17 protein-coding genes and 2 pseudogenes are annotated in these 16,588 nt (G+C 53.4%); 14 read left to right on the forward strand and 5 right to left on the reverse strand.

What is annotated here, in order from left to right; genetic code table 11:
• Positions 1-80 precede the first annotated feature (80 nt).
• Positions 81-1,112: a zinc ABC transporter substrate-binding protein gene (locus tag QZ280_RS05295; protein ID WP_293441535.1), complete on the forward strand. Its 1,032-nt coding sequence runs from the start codon at positions 81-83 to the stop codon at positions 1,110-1,112.
• Here the strand turns inward: QZ280_RS05295 and QZ280_RS05300 are convergent.
• On the reverse strand, positions 1,109-2,065 hold the full coding sequence (locus QZ280_RS05300; protein WP_293441536.1) for an L-malyl-CoA/beta-methylmalyl-CoA lyase: 957 nt from the start codon (positions 2,063-2,065) through the stop codon (positions 1,109-1,111). The two genes, QZ280_RS05295 and QZ280_RS05300, sit on opposite strands and share 4 nt — an antisense overlap.
• A 278-nt stretch (positions 2,066-2,343) precedes the next feature.
• Here QZ280_RS05300 and dgcN point away from each other — a divergent pair, with 278 nt between their 5' ends.
• From dgcN to QZ280_RS05325, 5 genes and pseudogenes are all read left to right on the forward strand, one after another.
• The gene (gene dgcN, locus QZ280_RS05305; protein ID WP_293441537.1) at positions 2,344-3,345 is read left to right on the forward strand and encodes an N-acetyltransferase DgcN; all 1,002 of its coding nucleotides are present in this window, start codon (positions 2,344-2,346) and stop codon (positions 3,343-3,345) included.
• A 60-nt stretch (positions 3,346-3,405) separates the two neighbouring features.
• The gene (dgcA, locus tag QZ280_RS05310; protein WP_293441538.1) at positions 3,406-4,371 is read left to right on the forward strand and encodes an N-acetyl-D-Glu racemase DgcA; all 966 of its coding nucleotides are present in this window, start codon (positions 3,406-3,408) and stop codon (positions 4,369-4,371) included.
• A 4-nt stretch (positions 4,372-4,375) separates the two neighbouring features.
• Positions 4,376-4,999, forward strand: a complete 624-nt coding sequence (locus tag QZ280_RS05315) for a cysteine hydrolase (RefSeq protein WP_293441539.1) — start codon at positions 4,376-4,378, stop codon at positions 4,997-4,999.
• Positions 5,000-5,024: 25 nt separating this feature from the next.
• Complete coding sequence (locus tag QZ280_RS05320) at positions 5,025-5,888, forward strand: D-amino-acid transaminase (RefSeq protein WP_293441540.1); 864 nt, start codon at positions 5,025-5,027, stop codon at positions 5,886-5,888.
• Between the two features lie 273 nt (positions 5,889-6,161).
• A pseudogene (locus QZ280_RS05325) lies at positions 6,162-6,443 on the forward strand (hypothetical protein); the annotation flags it as partial.
• A gap of 44 nt (positions 6,444-6,487) precedes the next feature.
• On the opposite strand, the gene QZ280_RS05330 reads toward QZ280_RS05325, so the two are convergent.
• The 3 genes from QZ280_RS05330 to QZ280_RS05340 all read right to left on the reverse strand — a co-directional run bounded on the left by QZ280_RS05330 (position 6,488) and on the right by QZ280_RS05340 (position 8,498).
• Positions 6,488-6,787 carry a DUF1244 domain-containing protein gene (locus QZ280_RS05330; protein ID WP_293441541.1) on the reverse strand — a complete coding sequence of 100 codons (300 nt, stop codon included), beginning with the start codon at positions 6,785-6,787 and terminating at the stop codon, positions 6,488-6,490.
• Positions 6,788-6,851: 64 nt separating this feature from the next.
• The gene (locus QZ280_RS05335) at positions 6,852-7,751 is read right to left on the reverse strand and encodes a DMT family transporter (protein ID WP_293441542.1); all 900 of its coding nucleotides are present in this window, start codon (positions 7,749-7,751) and stop codon (positions 6,852-6,854) included.
• A 6-nt stretch (positions 7,752-7,757) separates the two neighbouring features.
• Positions 7,758-8,498, reverse strand: a complete 741-nt coding sequence (locus QZ280_RS05340) for an N-formylglutamate amidohydrolase (RefSeq protein ID WP_293441543.1) — start codon at positions 8,496-8,498, stop codon at positions 7,758-7,760.
• 148 nt (positions 8,499-8,646) lie between these two features.
• On the opposite strand from QZ280_RS05340, the gene pyk reads away from it, so the two are divergent.
• The 5 genes and pseudogenes from pyk to QZ280_RS05365 all read left to right on the forward strand — a co-directional run bounded on the left by pyk (position 8,647) and on the right by QZ280_RS05365 (position 12,117).
• Positions 8,647-10,092, forward strand: a complete 1,446-nt coding sequence (pyk, locus tag QZ280_RS05345) for a pyruvate kinase (RefSeq protein WP_293441544.1) — start codon at positions 8,647-8,649, stop codon at positions 10,090-10,092.
• Between the two features lie 37 nt (positions 10,093-10,129).
• Positions 10,130-10,354, forward strand: a complete 225-nt coding sequence (locus QZ280_RS05350; protein ID WP_293441545.1) for a hypothetical protein — start codon at positions 10,130-10,132, stop codon at positions 10,352-10,354.
• Positions 10,355-10,469: 115 nt separating this feature from the next.
• Positions 10,470-10,670, forward strand: a complete 201-nt coding sequence (rpmI, locus tag QZ280_RS05355; RefSeq protein WP_293441546.1) for a 50S ribosomal protein L35 — start codon at positions 10,470-10,472, stop codon at positions 10,668-10,670.
• A gap of 13 nt (positions 10,671-10,683) precedes the next feature.
• Positions 10,684-11,049 carry a 50S ribosomal protein L20 gene (rplT, locus tag QZ280_RS05360; protein WP_293441547.1) on the forward strand — a complete coding sequence of 122 codons (366 nt, stop codon included), beginning with the start codon at positions 10,684-10,686 and terminating at the stop codon, positions 11,047-11,049.
• Positions 11,050-11,559: 510 nt separating this feature from the next.
• A pseudogene (locus tag QZ280_RS05365) lies at positions 11,560-12,117 on the forward strand (Hint domain-containing protein).
• Between the two features lie 193 nt (positions 12,118-12,310).
• Here QZ280_RS05365 and QZ280_RS05370 read toward each other — a convergent pair.
• The gene (locus QZ280_RS05370) at positions 12,311-12,562 is read right to left on the reverse strand and encodes a hypothetical protein (RefSeq protein WP_293441548.1); all 252 of its coding nucleotides are present in this window, start codon (positions 12,560-12,562) and stop codon (positions 12,311-12,313) included.
• A gap of 211 nt (positions 12,563-12,773) precedes the next feature.
• Here QZ280_RS05370 and pheS point away from each other — a divergent pair, with 211 nt between their 5' ends.
• Genes pheS through pheT form a run of 3 tightly spaced genes read left to right on the forward strand, consistent with a single transcriptional unit; the run spans position 12,774 to position 16,567 of the window.
• Positions 12,774-13,838: a phenylalanine--tRNA ligase subunit alpha gene (gene pheS / locus QZ280_RS05375; protein ID WP_293441549.1), complete on the forward strand. Its 1,065-nt coding sequence runs from the start codon at positions 12,774-12,776 to the stop codon at positions 13,836-13,838.
• Complete coding sequence (locus tag QZ280_RS05380) at positions 13,838-14,155, forward strand: hypothetical protein (protein WP_293441550.1); 318 nt, start codon at positions 13,838-13,840, stop codon at positions 14,153-14,155. Before pheS ends, QZ280_RS05380 begins: the two co-directional genes overlap by 1 nt.
• Positions 14,156-14,170: 15 nt before the next feature.
• Positions 14,171-16,567 (forward strand): phenylalanine--tRNA ligase subunit beta, encoded by a 2,397-nt coding sequence (gene pheT / locus QZ280_RS05385; protein WP_293441551.1) that lies wholly within the window; start codon positions 14,171-14,173, stop codon positions 16,565-16,567.
• The last annotated feature ends 21 nt before the right edge of the window (positions 16,568-16,588 follow it).

Raw genomic sequence — 16,588 nt, forward strand, 5'->3', positions numbered from 1 at the left:
CGCTAGGTGAGAAACTGGGTTGACGTTCAGTGTTATATTATAACATATTACGGAAAACAGCAACCGGATATGTTATAACCATGAAAAGATCAATCGCGATTGCCGCCGCACTCTTATGTTCTACCGCCGCTTACGCAGAAGCGCCACGCGTTGTCGCGGATATTGCGCCGCTGCATTCCCTTGTTGCCAAGGTTATGGGGAACGTTGCGCAGCCGAAATTATTGATTGAGCCAACATCGTCACCGCATTCCTACGCACTGCGCCCGTCCCAAGCTGTTGCGTTGGAAGAGGCACATATTGTGTTTTTCACTAGCGATGGCCTGACCCCTTGGATCACCACGCCACTTGAGACGTTAGCGAGTGATGCGCTTGTGATCGAAGTTATGGCGGATGAGGCGAACGTACATTTCGAATATCGCGATTCGGGTGGCGATCATGATCACGGTCACGGTCATGAAGACGATCACAGCGACGACCACGCAGATGATCATAAAGAAGATCACGACGATGACCACGCGGATACCCATGATGAAGATCATGCAGATGATCACAAAGAAGATCATGCGGATGGTCATCGCGACGGTCACAGTGACGAAGGGCTAGATCCGCACGGTTGGCTTGATCCTGAGAATGCGAAAATCTGGCTGGTTCAGATCGCTGAAGCGCTCGCCAAAAAAGACCCAGAGAATGCGGTCACGTACCAAGTGAATGCGCAAGCAGCTTTGGTGGAGTTGACCGCGCTTATGGTCAAACTGAAAGCACAATTGGAGCCGGTGAAGGGGAATCCTTACCTCGTTCTTCATGATGCGTTTCAGTATTTTGACCGCCGTTTTGAACTTAAATTCGCAAGTTCTATTGCGCTCGGCGATGCCAGTACCCCAAGCCCCGCGCGTATTGCCAAAGCCCAAGAGATCCTCGAGGAAAGCAATGCGGCTTGCGTCTTCACGGAACCACAACAAAGCGACAAGCTTGTTAAAGTGGTAATTGAGGGGACCGACGTCAAAACAGGAGAGCTTGATGCAATTGGGGCCAGACTTTTGCCCGGCCCCGATCTCTACACGTCGCTGCTACAAGGTCTCGCAGACAGCTTTGCGATTTGCGCTAAGGGTTAACCCGCGATCATTTCGGATTGGCGCACAATAACCTCGGCCTGCTTGATGGATGCGATATCCACCAAGCGGCCCTTGTAAACAGTCGCGCCTTCGCCATTTGCTTTCGCGGTTTCCATCGCGGCTAAGATATCGCGTGCTTCTGCGACGGCCTCTGCGGAAGGAGTGAATACCTCGTTGGCGAGCGTGATCTGCTTGGGATGGATCGCCCATTTGCCGACCATACCAAGCGTCGCAGAGCGGTACGCTTGCGCTTTAAAGCCCTCGTCATCCGAGAAGTCGCCGAAAGGACCGTCAACTGGCAACACGCCATGGGTGCGACACGCCGCGACTATTGCCGCTTGCGCCCAATGCCATGGATCAGACCAATGCTTTTCACCGTCGCGCATCATGTAATAGTTTTCCTGCGTGCCGCCGATACCCGTCGTCGCCATGCCCATAGAGGCTGCGAAATCGGCAGCACCTAGGCTCATCGCTTGCAAGCGCGGAGAGGCGGCTGCGATTTCTTCGACATGCGCGATGCCAGCGGCGCTTTCGATGATAACTTCGAAAGAGATCGGCTTGCTGCGCCCTTTTGCAGTTTCAATCGCAGTGACCAATGCATCGACCGCATAAATGTCTGCGGCGCACCCAACCTTTGGGATCATAATCTGGTCAAGGCGATCGCCTGCTTGTTCCAGCAGGTCCACAACATCGCGATACCAATACGGTGTGTCGAGACCGTTGATACGCACAGAAAGGGTTTTGTTGCCCCAATCAATATTACTGATGGCCATGATGGTATTCTTGCGTGCGCTGTCTTTGTCAGACGGAGCGACGGAATCTTCGAGGTCCAGATTGATGACGTCCGCGGCACTAGCGGCCATCTTCTCAAAGATCGCTGGGCGAGAACCGGGTCCAAAGAGTTGGCAACGATTGGGACGGGCGACAGGAGTAGGTTGGATACGGAAGCTCATGGCGATTCTTTCGAGTAATTAAATTACGTTTTTATCTAGCGTTTTGTTATTTCGTTGCAGGGTTAGGCACAAGGTTTTTTCTGCACTTGCATTATCCTTGCTGCATCGCAGAAATGGAGATTCTTTTCGCAACGATAAGACTGAGTAAAAATTCATCGAAAATTATGCAGTAATACGCAGGATTCTTCGAAAAAATATAAATTTAGTCAAGTAAACGAGAGAAAATCGCGAACTATACGCTGCAAACAGTCGCAATACTCGATTCTAAGGAGAGCATCATGATCGAAACACCATATCTTTTGTTTTTGGGCGACGCACCGGACCAGCTTGCAGCGAAAGTCGCGATCGGTATCAGAGACTGGCGTCCTGAAAACTCTGTTGGTCAGTTGAGCCTGCTGGGTTGTGGCGCGGACCTAGGTTTGACCGAAATGACTTTGGCAGATGCGAAAGTAGCAGGTGCCAAAACATTGGTGATCGGCGTGGCCAACCGGGGTGGAATTATCAGCCAAGCTTGGAAAGATGTACTGATTGAAGCGATTGAAATGGGCTACGATCTTGCCTCTGGCCTGCACAATCTTTTGCGTGATGAGGGCGATCTTGTCGCTGCGGCTCAGGTTGCTGGCACGACCTTGCATGATGTGCGTGTGCCAACAGTTGGTTATCCAATCGCGAATGGTATCAAGCGCACGGGCAAGCGTTGTTTGGCTGTCGGCACAGATTGCTCTGCGGGCAAGATGTACACGGCTATGGCGATGGACAAGCTGATGAACGAGCGCGGTCTCAAGTCTACGTTCCGCGCAACGGGTCAAACGGGTATCTTGATTACTGGTCACGGCGTGCCGCTCGACGCGGTTGTCGCGGACTTCATGGCGGGCGCGGTCGAGTACCTTACGCCTGATAATGATGAGGATCACTGGGACATGATCGAAGGGCAGGGCAGCTTGTTCCACGTTTCTTACTCTGGTGTCACAATGGCGTTGGTCCACGGCGGTCAGCCCGATGCCTTGATCCTATGTCATGAACCTACCCGCAGGCACATGCGTGGCCTGCCGACGTTCAAGCCACCTTCTTTGGAGACGCTACGCGATACGGCGCTACCTTTGGCGCAAGTGGGCAATCCTGCGTGTAAAGTCGTCGGCATTTCGGTGAACACTCAGCACATGTCCGAGGACGAAGCCGTTGCTTATCTGAAGGAAACTGAAGAGCGTATGGGTCTGCCAACAGTTGATCCATATCGTCACGGTGCGGATCGTCTGGTTGACGCTTTAGCTGATATCTGATGCCTTTCGCTTGCGCTGGATTGACTGGCGCAAGCACACACGACCCATAGGAAGCTCCCAATGCAAATCGATGTCACGCATGACGTGTTCAAACTCGCCCAAGCGTTCACTATCTCGCGTGGATCGCGCACAGAAGCGAAAGTTCTCACCGTTCGCCTGACCGATGGTCATGTGTCAGGCTGGGGCGAATGCGTACCCTATGCGCGTTACGCTGAGACGCTAGAAAGTGTTGAAGCGCAAATTCGCGCGCTTCCTGAAAATTTCAATCGCGAATCTTTATACGAATTGCTTGAGCCGGGTGCTGCGCGCAACGCTGTTGATTGTGCCCTTTGGGACTTGGAAGCGAAGCAAGCGGGCAAACCTGTTTGGGAACTTGCAGGTTTGGTCAAGCCGGGGCCAGAGATCACGGCATATACTTTGTCGCTCGACACGCCTGAGAAAATGCGAACCCAAGCGGCTGAGAATGCGAGCCGCCCTTTGCTCAAGATAAAGCTAGGTACGCCTGATGATATGCCCCGCTTAGAGGCGGTGCGTCGTGGCGCAGCCAAGTCACGCATCATCATTGATGCGAACGAGGGCTGGACGGCGGATGTTTACGCTGAACTCGCACCGCATTTGGTTGGCCTTGGGGTTGAGTTGGTAGAGCAACCGCTGCCCGCCGGTGCGGATGATATGTTGAGCGAGATCGCACGTCCTTTGCCTGTTTGCGCTGATGAATCTTGCCATGACCGTAGCAGCTTACCCAAGCTCAAAGGCAAATATGATGTGGCCAACATCAAGCTTGATAAAACCGGTGGTCTGACCGAAGCGCTTGCTTTGAAAAACGAAGCCCTGGCCCAAGGCTATGGCGTTATGGTCGGGTGCATGGTCGGTTCATCACTGGCAATGGCACCGGCGACATTGCTAGCTCAGGGCGCGCTGTTCACTGATCTCGACGGCCCACTTTTGCTTGCCGAAGATCGTGCGACGCCATTGCAATTTGATGTCGCGGGTGTGCATCCGCCTAAACCAGAGCTTTGGGGATAGTCACATGGCTAACGCAAACACATCCAAGCGCGCATTGATAGAAGGCAAAGCCGCTCTGATCGTGATCGACATTCAAGCGTCCACATTTATCGACGATAGTGTCGTGCGCTCCATCGATAATATGCCAGGCTATAAAGAGCGTATGTTAGAAGCGCGCAAAGCAATTGATGGTGCGCGTGCGGCGGATATTCCTGTGGTGTTTATCCAAGAAGTGCATCGCCCTGATTTGATCGACTTTGGCCGCGAACTCGATGGCGATGAGGATATACATTGCCTTGAGGACAATCCAAAGACCGCGCTTGCGGTGAAGGAAATGGGCATCCTTCCAAAGGACTACATCGTTCAAAAACGCCGCTACTCCGCTTTCTTTGGTACCGATCTGGAAATCCTGCTCAAAGGTCTGAAGGCAGAGACCTTGATCCTTGTAGGCGGCCTCACAGATGTTTGCGTGCAATACACATTCGTGGATGCGCACCAGCAGGACTACTTCACCCGCGTGATCGAGGATTGCGTTGCGGGTTCGAGCCTTGAGGCGCATGACGCCTCGCTCAAAGCAATGGAATATCTGCAAACTGGCGCCATTCGTAGCCTTGAAGATGTGCTTCAAGTTATGAAACAAAGCGCGTGAACCGATCTAATAAGGACCAAGCTTCATGACTCGTACTGTATATGTGAATGGCGAATACCTCCCAGAAAACGAAGCCAAGGTGTCGATTTTCGATCGTGGCTTCCTGATGGCTGATGGGGTGTATGAAGTGACCTCCGTACTGGGCGGCAAATTGATCGATTTTGATGGTCATGCTGTGCGCTTGCAGCGCTCTTTGGACGAGCTGGAAATGAACAACCCGATCTCCAAAGAGGAGCTGCTTGAAGTGCACCGCGAATTGGTACGCGTGAACGAGATCGATGAAGGGATGATTTATCTTCAGATCACCCGCGGCGCGCCTGATGATCGCGATTTCGTCTTTCCAGATCCCGAAACCACACCTCAAACTATCGTTTTGTTTACACAGAACAAGCCGGGTCTTGCCAATTCCCCTGCTGCCAAAAAGGGCATGAAAGTCATTTCCATCGAGGATGCGCGCTGGGGGCGTAGGGATATCAAGACTGTACAGCTGCTTTATCCGAGCATGGGCAAGATGATGGCGAAGAATGTGGGTAAGGATGATGCGTGGATGGTTGAGGATGGCTTTGTGACAGAAGGTACCTCCAACAACGCCTACATTGTCAAAGGTAACAAGATTATCACCCGCGCATTGTCTAACGACATCCTGCACGGCATTACACGCGCCGCTGTTTTGCGTTTCGCACGCGAGGCGCAGATGGAAGTGGAAGAGCGCAACTTTACCATCGATGAAGCTAAGGAAGCAGATGAGGCGTTTATCACTTCGGCGTCTACCTTTGTGATGCCCGTTGTCGAAATTGATGGCGTCTCATTGGGGGATGGAGCACCTGGTTCGGTGACACCGCGGCTGCGCGAGATCTATCTGGAAGAGAGCCTGAAAAAAGCGATCTAGAACCAATCGTTTTGACATCATTGAAAGCCATTCATTCTCCTTGCGCAGAGGTTCGCTGATGCCATTTTCTGCGTCTAGAGAAATCAGTAGTCTACCGCTTATTTAAGCGAGAAGAGGGCGTGCAAAGCGAAACATGCGGAGAAAAACGCACGCATTGCGGTCTTGAGCGCAGATGCGAATGCCTCTGTCAGCGCAGCACATGAAGCAGGCGTCGCGTCTGAAGGTGCACTAGATTATGATGGTGATGGTATCCTTGAGGGCGAAAATGAAGGCTCGAAACCCGCAACGCTTGACGGTGCGCGCGGTGGCGTGGCGGATGATTTCAAGCAGATCAAAGGTATCGGGCCGAAGATGGAAAAGATGTGTAACGCGCTTGGCTTTTATCACTTCGATCAGATCGCCGCTTGGACGCCGGATGAAGAGGCATGGGTTAACGCTAATCTCGAAGGCTTCAAAGGTTGCGTGAGCCGAGACGCATGGATCGAGCAAGCCAAGCTGCTTGCTGCGGGTGGTGAAACGGAGTTCTCTAAGCGTGTAGAGGGTGGCGACGTTTAATAAAACTTTGTTCTGCGAAAGGCCTCTCGTAGAGCATACGCACTCTAGATCGCGTCTTTGTGGGACACCTCAAACGCGGCCTTTTGTGCATCTGTTGCATCCCTTTGATGCTTCGCACGCCACTCATTGAACGGCATTCCGTAGAACGCTTCGCGCCCTTCGTCTTTGCTCATTTCAATACCGCGTTCGTTCGCGGCTTCTTGATACCAACGCGACAGACAATTGCGGCAAAAGCCACTTAAGTTCATCATGTCAATGTTTTGCACATCCGTGCGGTCTGCCAGATGGTCGCGCAAACGGCGAAAGGCGGCGGCTTCAAGTTCGAGCTGGGTTTGTGCGTCCATCGGGATGGCTCCTGTCTATGCGGCTTTGGAGTAACATGTGTTTTGGTCGCGCACGGTTCAAGCGTTAAACGCCAGTTGTAGGATTTTTCGTAGCCTTGGGTTTGGTGAATGTGACCATCAGGGCTGCAAAAGTAATGGCGAATACCCCGATCAATCCCATCAGCCCTGGCACAATCGAAAACAAGATCAGATCGAACCCAAGCGCCCAAATCAAACCTGCGAAATCAAAAGGCGCAAGGGTGCTGACCGGCGCGCGCGCGGTGGCTTCATTAGCGACAATATGGCCGATCCCACCTAGAAATCCGGCCAGCGCGAGCCATGCGAACATAGATGTGCTGAGCGTTATCCAGCCAAAGAAGATTGTACCAAACCCAACCACTGAGCCGACAAGCGCGAGATAAAATGCTATTGCTGCGCTGCTTTCTGTCTGCGTCATCGTTTTTGTGTGCACCCGCACGAAGGCCATGATGAATGCAAACACTAAACCCGCCGCAACCCCAATCAGAGCGCCCTCGGACGGGAGGTTGAATGCGTCCCACAGTAGAAAGATCACACCAGCAAAGCCTAGAAAAACAGCTGTGAAAATGCGTGGTGTCAGTTGCTCGTTCAGCACCATGGCTGCGAGTGGGAGCACGAGAATTGGCGCTAGATACCCAAGCGCTTGCGCGTTTGCTAAGGGCAGGTAGGCAAGCGCTGTGAAGAACATCGCCATTGCGAAGATGCCAAGCAGGCTACGAGTAGTGTGCAAGCGGGGGTGTTTCGTGCGCAACGCACTGGGGAATTCGTGCCGCCACACCATGTAAAGGCAGATTGGGATCAACGCCAAAAAGGAGCGCCAGAAGATGAGCTGGCCAAGGGGCACCGTTTCGGCCACAGCGCGCACGGCGGCAGACATTGCGGTCATTAAGAATGTCGCCAAAAGGCGCAGGCCAATCCCCGCAATGAAATTGGTGCGCGCGCTCATTCTGTCTTACAAACCCACATGCGAGAGAGCCTTTTCAAGCAAGGGCGTGAGTCGGCTTGCCCAAGCTTTTTGATCCGCTTCGGTTTCGATCAGATCATTGCGCAACTCGATTAGCACGTTCAAATGTCCGTGCTTAAGCGCATGTGTATCGACCGCATCCCCTAGCAGGTGGCCGTGGTAGGGTTTATTGTCGCCGATTGTGAGGTCTGTCTCTGTGTGCAAAACATCGATCAGAGCGCGCGCGAGGCGATCATCTTCAGCATAAAGAACGCCAATCTCCCAGGGTCGCCAAGGCCGACCTTTGAGCTGGGGGGTGAAAGAATGGATAGAGAGCAAAACAGGATTGTCGCGACGTTTCATGAGCGTATCAAGTGCGCTGCGATAAGGGCGATAACAGGCCACCATACGCTGTTCTAATTCATCAGGGCCGGCATGACGGTTCGCGGGAATAATCGTTCCATCGTAAAGCTTCATTAACAATGTTGGGTCATCACTGCCGCGATTGGGGTCAATGACGAGGCGCGAAAAGTTTGAGCAGATAACAGGTCCGTCTAGCAACGCGCCCAACTCTTGCGCGACCCCCGCCGCACCGATGTCATAGGCGATATGACGGTTCATATCCGCGGCGCTGATGCCAAGATCGCCGCCATTGACGAAGGTGGGCACGGTATTGGCCGCATGATCGCTGGTGACGGTCCATCTGCTCTTGCGTGTTGTCCCAAATTCAAAGAAGGGCTGATAAGTCACAAAACTGCCTCTTTATTTATCGCTCCCTAGCCAATAGGGCAGTTGCCGAACAATGTGAAATGCGCAATAAGCTCCGCAATATGTTAGCGGTAACAGTATTTAATCTAAAATGACGATTAAAGACGCCGAACCGGAATGAGGAAAAGACATGAAACGCGAACGCAGTGTAAAAATCGTAGCAACGCTGGGGCCAGCTTCTGACAATTACGAAATGATCCGTAAGTTGCACGAAGCAGGCGCAGATGTCTTTCGCCTAAATATGAGCCACGGCAGCCACGAGAAAATTGCAGAGCTGCACACGGCCATTCGCAAAGTTGAGGAAGACCTCGGTAGCCCGATTGCAATCCTTGCAGACCTTCAGGGCCCGAAATTGCGGGTAGGTGAGTTTAAGAACGGTTCTGAACAGCTGGATATCGGTGCTGACTTCCGTCTTGATCTTGACGACACTCCAGGTGATCTCAAGCGTGTGACGCTGCCGCACCCAGAAATTTTCGCAGCGCTTGAAGAAGGTTCTTCTTTGCTGGTGAATGACGGCAAGATCCGTTTGAAGGTCAAAGAATGCGGCGCTGACTTCGCGAATTGCGAAGTTGTTATCGGCGGCACGATTTCTAACCGTAAGGGCGTGAACGTCCCTGATGTTGTTTTGCCTTTGGCAGCTTTGTCTGAAAAAGACCTCGCAGATTTGGAATTCGTGTGTGAGCTTGGTGTCGATTGGCTTGCTTTGTCCTTTGTGCAGCGTGCGAAGGACGTTTGGGATGCGCGCGACCTTGTGAAAGGTCGTGCTTCTGTTTTGTCCAAGATCGAAAAGCCATCTGCTGTCACAAGTTTTGAGGAAATTCTTGATGCCTCTGATGGCATCATGGTTGCGCGTGGCGACTTGGGCGTTGAGCTGCCTGTGCAATGCGTCCCACCCATCCAGAAACGTCTTGTGCGCAAATGCCGTGCGGCTGCGAAACCTGTGATTGTTGCCACGCAAATGCTGGAAAGCATGATTGAAAGCCCAATGCCAACGCGTGCGGAAGTCTCTGACGTTGCGACTGCGATCTATGAAGGTGCGGATGCGATCATGCTCAGCGCGGAAAGTGCTGCGGGCGACTACCCAATTGATGCGGTTCAAACAATGAACAACGTCGCGCAAGAGGTTGAGAGCGATCCGACCTACACAGAGGTGATCGAATCCTCACGCACCGCGAGCCGGACATCGGTTGCGGATGGTATCGTTGCAGCGGCGCGCGAAATTGCGGAAACGACTGAGATTAAGGCTATCTGCTGCTTTACCCAAAGTGGTACAACAGCGCTGTTGACAGCGCGCGAACGTCCGCGTGTTCCAATCATCGCAATGACCTCACAACGTCGAACAGCGCGTCGTCTTGCGCTGACGTGGGGAACGCTTTGTGTGATGACGGATGAGTTCAATCGCTTTAAAAGCGCCGTTGTTTCGGCTGCGCGCGCAGCGCGGTCCGCCGGTTTGGCAAGTAAAACCGACCAGATCGTCGTGACTGCGGGTGTGCCTTTCAATGTTCCTGGCACCACCAACATCCTCAGGGTTGCCCCGTGCGACGAGCGTTTAATTTACGCCTCTGATCCAGAGTAGACTGCTGCGCAACACTCACTGTTGAGAGGCGCTTTTCATGAATCCTGACCTGGCACTGGTTCTTGGTATCGTCATTGCGGGGTTTTCTATCCCCGCGATTGTTTCGGCTTTTTCTGACAGTCGAGCACTGCGCGCAGCCTCCTTGATGGTATTACTTGGTGGCGGATTGATTGCGTGGGCGCTGACCACAAAACAGGGTGGCTACACGCTGGAACAGATCCCGGATGTGTTCATGAAAGTGACGCGCGCGCTGTTGGGGTAAACTTAACGCTTGCGGAATCTTTCGCCCTGTCCTAAACGGCCTTCTCTAATCCGCGCGTCCGGCCTATTTGGCATGCCGAGTGCGCGCGTTTCTACCGGCCTTAAAGGAGACGGAAATGCCTAAGATGAAGACAAAATCGAGCTGCAAAAAGCGGTTCAAAACAACGGCGAGCGGCCGTGTTGTGGCAGCGCAAGCTGGCAAACAACACGGTATGATTAAGCGCTCTAACAAATTCCTTCGCAACGCACGTGGCACGACCACGCTTTCGGCTCCTGATGAGAAAATCATTAAGTCGATGATGCCCTACGCACGTTAAGGAGATTTGAGAGATGTCACGCGTTAAAGGTGGTACAGTAACCCACGCCCGTCACCGTAAAGTCGTCAAAGCAGCTAAAGGCTACTACGGACGTCGTAAAAATACATTCAAAGTCGCAGCACAGGCTGTCGATAAGGCGAACCAGTACGCGACACGCGACCGCAAGAACCGGAAGCGTAGCTTCCGTGCATTGTGGATCCAGCGTATCAACGCCGCAGTTCGCAGCCACGACGAAGCACTGACATACAGCCGCTTTATTAATGGTCTGATGCTTGCAGGTATCGAAGTCGACCGTAAGGTTCTCTCCGATCTCGCAGTAAACGAGCCAGAAGCATTCACAGCGATTGTAGATCAAGCGAAAGCAGCTTTGGCTGCTTAATTACGGCGCTCATTGCTGAAATTTAGAAAGCCGCTCCGCTAAGGGGCGGCTTTTGCGTTTCTGAAATGGAGACAATTTATGTATGCGGTTTTGGCGAGGATGAGCCAAATCAAGCCACTTTCCCCATCCCATTCGATGACTTGATCCCTATTTTGTTTACCAACTGTAAACATTGAAAAGAATCAGAGCGCCACGGCACGCATTAGTGAGCTGCACTACTCCAATGCCTATGCTGCGTCCTCTGGGGTTGCGGAGTTTCTTGAAGTCGCGTTGCGCCTCGACGAAAATCCTGCGGATTTTAAGGTCTATTTCTACCAAGCCAACGGCACCGTCGGCGTTGAAATCCCTTTGTGTGATCCGGGTGTTCAGACATCCATCGATCCGGACAGTAGCGAGCTGATTTACGTAATTTTAGTAGATTTCTTTAGCACTCGGCTGACGGATCCTGATGGTAGTGGCTACAACAACTATGAAGCCTACGCGCTTGTGAATACCGACACGAGCACCGTGGTGGATTTCTATGACATCGGTGAAGGCACGCAAAACATCACGGCGAACAATGGAATTGCGGTGGGTGCGACCTCGGAAAACTTGCCCGTCATCGTTGGGCTAAACTCTAAGACCATGACGCTGCAATTGAATCAACCTAACCCGGATAGGCTTGTGTATGAAGCGGTTGCTCCGGGCGATTCAGGCATCGCTTGCTTTGCAAAAAGAACGTTGATCGACACGCCAAACGGCGTTGTGTCGATTGAATTTCTTAGCGCAGGTGATTTGGTTAATACAATCGACAATGGCCCTTGCCCTGTGCGTTGAATCGGCGAAACCTATGTCGCAGCAAAGGGCAAGTTTGCGCGTGTGAAATTCCAAAAAGGCATCCTTTGTGCGCAGAAAAACAAACTTTTTTCGCCACAGCACCGCGTTCTTGTGCAAGGCTGGCAAAGCGAATTGCTCTTTGGTCAGAGCGAGATTTTGGTGTCTGCCGTGGTGCTCTTAAATGGCACAAGCGTGACGCGCGCTCCTAGGGCCAAAGTGACTTATGTTCACCTCATGTTTGATCGCCACTAACTTGTGACGTGTTCGAACTTCGTCAGTGAAAGCTTCTTTCCAGGTGAAAGCAGCCTGCGAGCGCTCACCGGTATGCAGGTTGAAATCCAAACCATTTTTCCACGGGCCATCGCGGCTGCGCATGGAAAAAGCGGTTTTGTGTGGCCAGTTCAACAAGGCCGTATGACCCAATTGTTAAAGGCAGTTTAGGGCCTTAACCACGCATCATTCTGGCATATCCGTTATGCGAATGTTGCCCGCCAATATGATGCGGGTTTGAGATGAACTTTGAAACCACACCTTCTCCGGGTGCTTGTGTATGCGAGTAAGAACAGCCGTTTGGCGCGATGTACCACTGTCGAGCCTGCAGATAGGTGGGGTTAGGATTGTAAAGCGTTTGTTGCGACTCTGCTGTGACTGCGCCGAATGTTAAGTATGCAGCGGTGAGGGCTAGAATCGTTTTCACCAGCCGGCTCCTTAGAATTTGTAATTCATTTTGATGACTGACCCAGCAGCGGGCCGTAGTGCTAAGTGCCGAAGAATTCGGGAGGCCCGCGTGGCGCAAAAGTGGCGAAATTGAGCAGAAACCTTGCGATTTTATTAAAGGGGCTGCGGCAACTTGCACGCGCGCAGGCAAGCGGGTAACTCACAAAGCAACGAAGTGTGCGAGGTCCGTGATGGATGATCTAAGAGATAAATACGTAGGTTTGATCGCGGATGCGTCCGACGAAAACACGTTGGAAGAGCTGCGCGTGCAGGCGGTTGGCAAGAAGGGCGAGATCAGCTTGCAAATGCGCTCGCTCGGCAAGATGAGCGCTGAAGAGCGTCAGGTTGCAGGCCCCAAGCTGAATGCGTTGAAGGACGAGATTAACTCAGCGCTGGCCGCAAAGAAAACGGCGCTTGCGGATGCTGCTTTGGATGAGCGTCTTCGCGGCGAATGGCTTGATGTGACGTTGCCCGCGCGAGAGCGTCCGGCAGGGTCCATCCATCCGATCAGCCAAGTCACGGAAGAGGTCATTGCGATCCTTGCCGATCTAGGCTTCGCCGTGGCCGAAGGCCCGCAGATCGAGTCTGATTGGTATAACTTCGATGCGCTAAACATTCCCGGCCATCACCCTGCGCGCGCAGAGATGGACACGTTCTACACGCATCGCGCAGAGGGTGATAACCGCCCACCACACGTCTTGCGCACGCACACCTCTCCTGTGCAAATCCGTCATATGGAAGCCAATGGCGCGCCGTGCCGAATCATTTGCCCCGGTCGCGTGTACCGCGCCGATTATGATCAAACGCACACGCCGATGTTCAATCAGGTCGAGGGTCTCGCCATCGACAAGGACATTTCTATGGCGAACCTGAAGTGGACGTTGGAGGAGTTCTTCTCCGTGTTCTTCGGCACAGAAGTCAAAACCCGCTTCCGCGCCTCGCACTTCCCGTTCACGGAACCCTCCGCCGAGGTGGATATCCAGTGCCGCTGGGAAAACGGCTCTGTCAAAGTGGGCGAGGGCGATGATTGGCTCGAAGTTCTCGGCTCAGGCATGGTGCACCCCAAGGTCTTGCAAGCGGGCGGCATTGATCCGGCTGAATGGCAGGGTTTTGCCTTCGGCATGGGGATCGACCGCATGGCGATGCTGAAGTACGGCATCCCCGATCTGCGCGCGTTCTTTGATTCAGACCTGCGTTGGTTGCGCCACTATGGGTTTGCAAGTTTGCAGCAGCCTAACTTGGCTACGGGGTTGTAATGGCTGCAATCCCCCAAGCCTTCAGCGACTTCATCGAAGAGATGCGCGTGGAGGCACCAAGCCTTGAGATCACGCAGATGTTCGGAAAGCCCTGCGCGAAACTTGGTGGGGGAAAGCCCGTGTTGTCATTTTTTCAAGACAGCATGGTCTTCAAACTGAGCGCGACGCGCGTTCAAGAAATTTATGCGTCCCATCCTGAGGCCGTGCCGTTTGACCCATCGGGCAAGGGCAGGCCGTTCAAGGATTGGGTGCAAGTGCCCGAGGGCATTGATATGGATTGGCAGGCTTTGGCGCGTGAAGCGCTGGGCCTTAGGTAAACAGGAAACGACGCGATGAAATTCACACTGTCCTGGCTGAAAAAGCACCTCGAGACCGAGGCGACTTTGGATGAAATTCTCTACGCTTTGACCGATCTGGGTCTGGAAGTGGAAGAGGTGAGCAACCCTGTGGATAAGCTCAAGAGCTTTACGCTGGCCAAGGTGCAATCTGCCGCGCAACACCCCGATGCGGATCGTTTGCGCGTGTGCCAAGTGGAGACCAACGAGGGTTTGCAGCAGATCGTGTGCGGTGCACCTAACGCACGCGAAGGGATCACCGTGGTTCTGTGCAAGCCGGGCGATTATGTGCCGGGCATTGATGTGACCTTGTCCGTTGGCAATATTCGCGGTGTTGAAAGCCATGGTATGATGGCGTCCGAGCGTGAGTTGGAACTGTCTGAAGAGCATGACGGCATTATCGAACTGCCTTCTGGTGAGGTCGGTCAGACCTTTGTTGATTGGCTGGCGGAAAATGATCCGAGCAAAGTCGATCCGATGATCGAAATCGCGATTACGCCGAACCGCCCTGATGCTTTGGGCGTGCGCGGCATCGCGCGCGACTTGGCGGCGCGTGGGCTTGGTGTGATGAAGTCTTGCGATGTTGAAGTTGTGCCTGCGACGGTCTCTTCCGACCTGTCAGTCGTCATCGAAGAGGATACATTGGATGGCTGCCCTGTGTTCTGCGGTCGCGTGATCCAAGATGTGAAAAACGGTCCATCCCCTGCGTGGATGCAAGACGCTTTGCGCGCGATTGGGCTGCGTCCGATCAGTTTCCTCGTCGATGTGACCAACTATTTCACATACGATCAAAACCGTCCGTTGCACGTCTTCGACATGGATAAGGTCAAAGGCAACCTGCGTGTGCATCGGGCAAAGGGTGGCGAAACAATTGTGGCTTTGGACGACAAAGAGTACACGCTGCAAGCGGGTCAGATGGCGATTTCTGATGACAACGGTGTAGAAAGCATCGCGGGTGTCATGGGGGGGCTTGAGAGCGGCTGCACAGACGAGACTGTTAACGTCTTCGTTGAGAGCGCTTATTGGGACCCGATCCAGATTGCCTACACGGGTCGGGCTTTGAAGATCAATTCCGACGCGCGATACCGCTTTGAGCGCGGTGTAGATCCGGCGTTCACACCTGTTGGTTTGGAACATGCGGTGCGGATGATCGTCGATCATGCGGGCGGTGAAGCGTCGCAGCTAATCCAAGCGGGCGATGCGCCAGATGTGTCGCGCAGCTATAGGCTGGATACGGATCGTTGTTCGTCGCTCGTGGGTATGGAGATTGCGGCAGATCGTCAGCGTGAAATCCTCACGTCACTCGGTTTCATCATGGATGGCGATATGGCGGCAGTTCCAAGCTGGCGTCCTGACGTGCAAGGTGAAGCGGATCTGGTCGAGGAAGTTGCGCGCATTGAATCGCTGACAGGACTTGTGGGCAAACCTTTGCCGCGCCCGCACGATGGCGTGACCCGAGCGATCTTGTCGCCTGCGCAATTGCGTGAACGCTCTGCACGTCGCACGGCGGCGGCGCTTGGGTATAATGAATGCGTGACGTATAGCTTTATCGATCAACCCTCTGCCGCTCTGTTCGGTGGTGGCTCTGATGCGACGATGCTGGCCAATCCGATCAGTTCCGAGATGAGCCACATGCGCCCGCAGCTTTTGCCGGGCCTCTTGCAAGCGGCCGCGCGCAATCAGGCACGTGGCTTGATGGATCAGGCATTGTTCGAAGTGGGTACTGCGTTTCACGGCGGTGAACCGGGTGAGCAGCATGTCCAGATCTCTTGTTTGATTGTTGGGCGCACGGGTCCAAAAGATGTGCTTGGTGCGTCGCGCGCTGTGGATGTGTTTGATGCGAAAGCGGACGCTGAGGCAATCTTGGCGGCGATTGGTGCGCCCGCGAAAGTGCAGATATTGCGCGGTGCAGAAGAATGGTGGCATCCAGGGCGTCATGGCAAGATTTGCCTTGGACCAAAGAAAGTCATGGGTGTGTTTGGCGAAATCCATCCCAAGGTTCTGGCCGCAATGGATGTCAAAGGGCCTGCGATGGGCTTTACGATTTGGCCCTCCGAGGTGCCTTTGCCGAAGAAGAAGTCATCGACCCGCGCGCCATTGGTTTTGCGCGATTTGCAAGCGGTTGAGCGTGACTTTGCCTTTGTTGTGGATGCTGATGTTGAAGCATTAACGCTGGTGAATGCGGCGGCTGGTGCGGACAAGACGTTGATCGAAGATGTGTGTGTGTTTGATGAATTCATCGGTGGATCATTGGGCGAGGGCAAGAAGTCCATCGCCGTCACTGTGCGACTGCAACCTGTTGAGGCGACCTTGAAAGAGGCGGAAATCGAAGCAGTTGGTGTCAAGATCATCGAGAAAGTCAGTAAAGCCACAGGTGGTGTTTTGCGCGGGTAGCGATTTTTAAGAGATTTAATG

This window comes from Planktotalea sp., assembly GCF_018607995.1.
Taxonomy (GTDB): Bacteria; Pseudomonadota; Alphaproteobacteria; order Rhodobacterales; family Rhodobacteraceae; genus Planktotalea.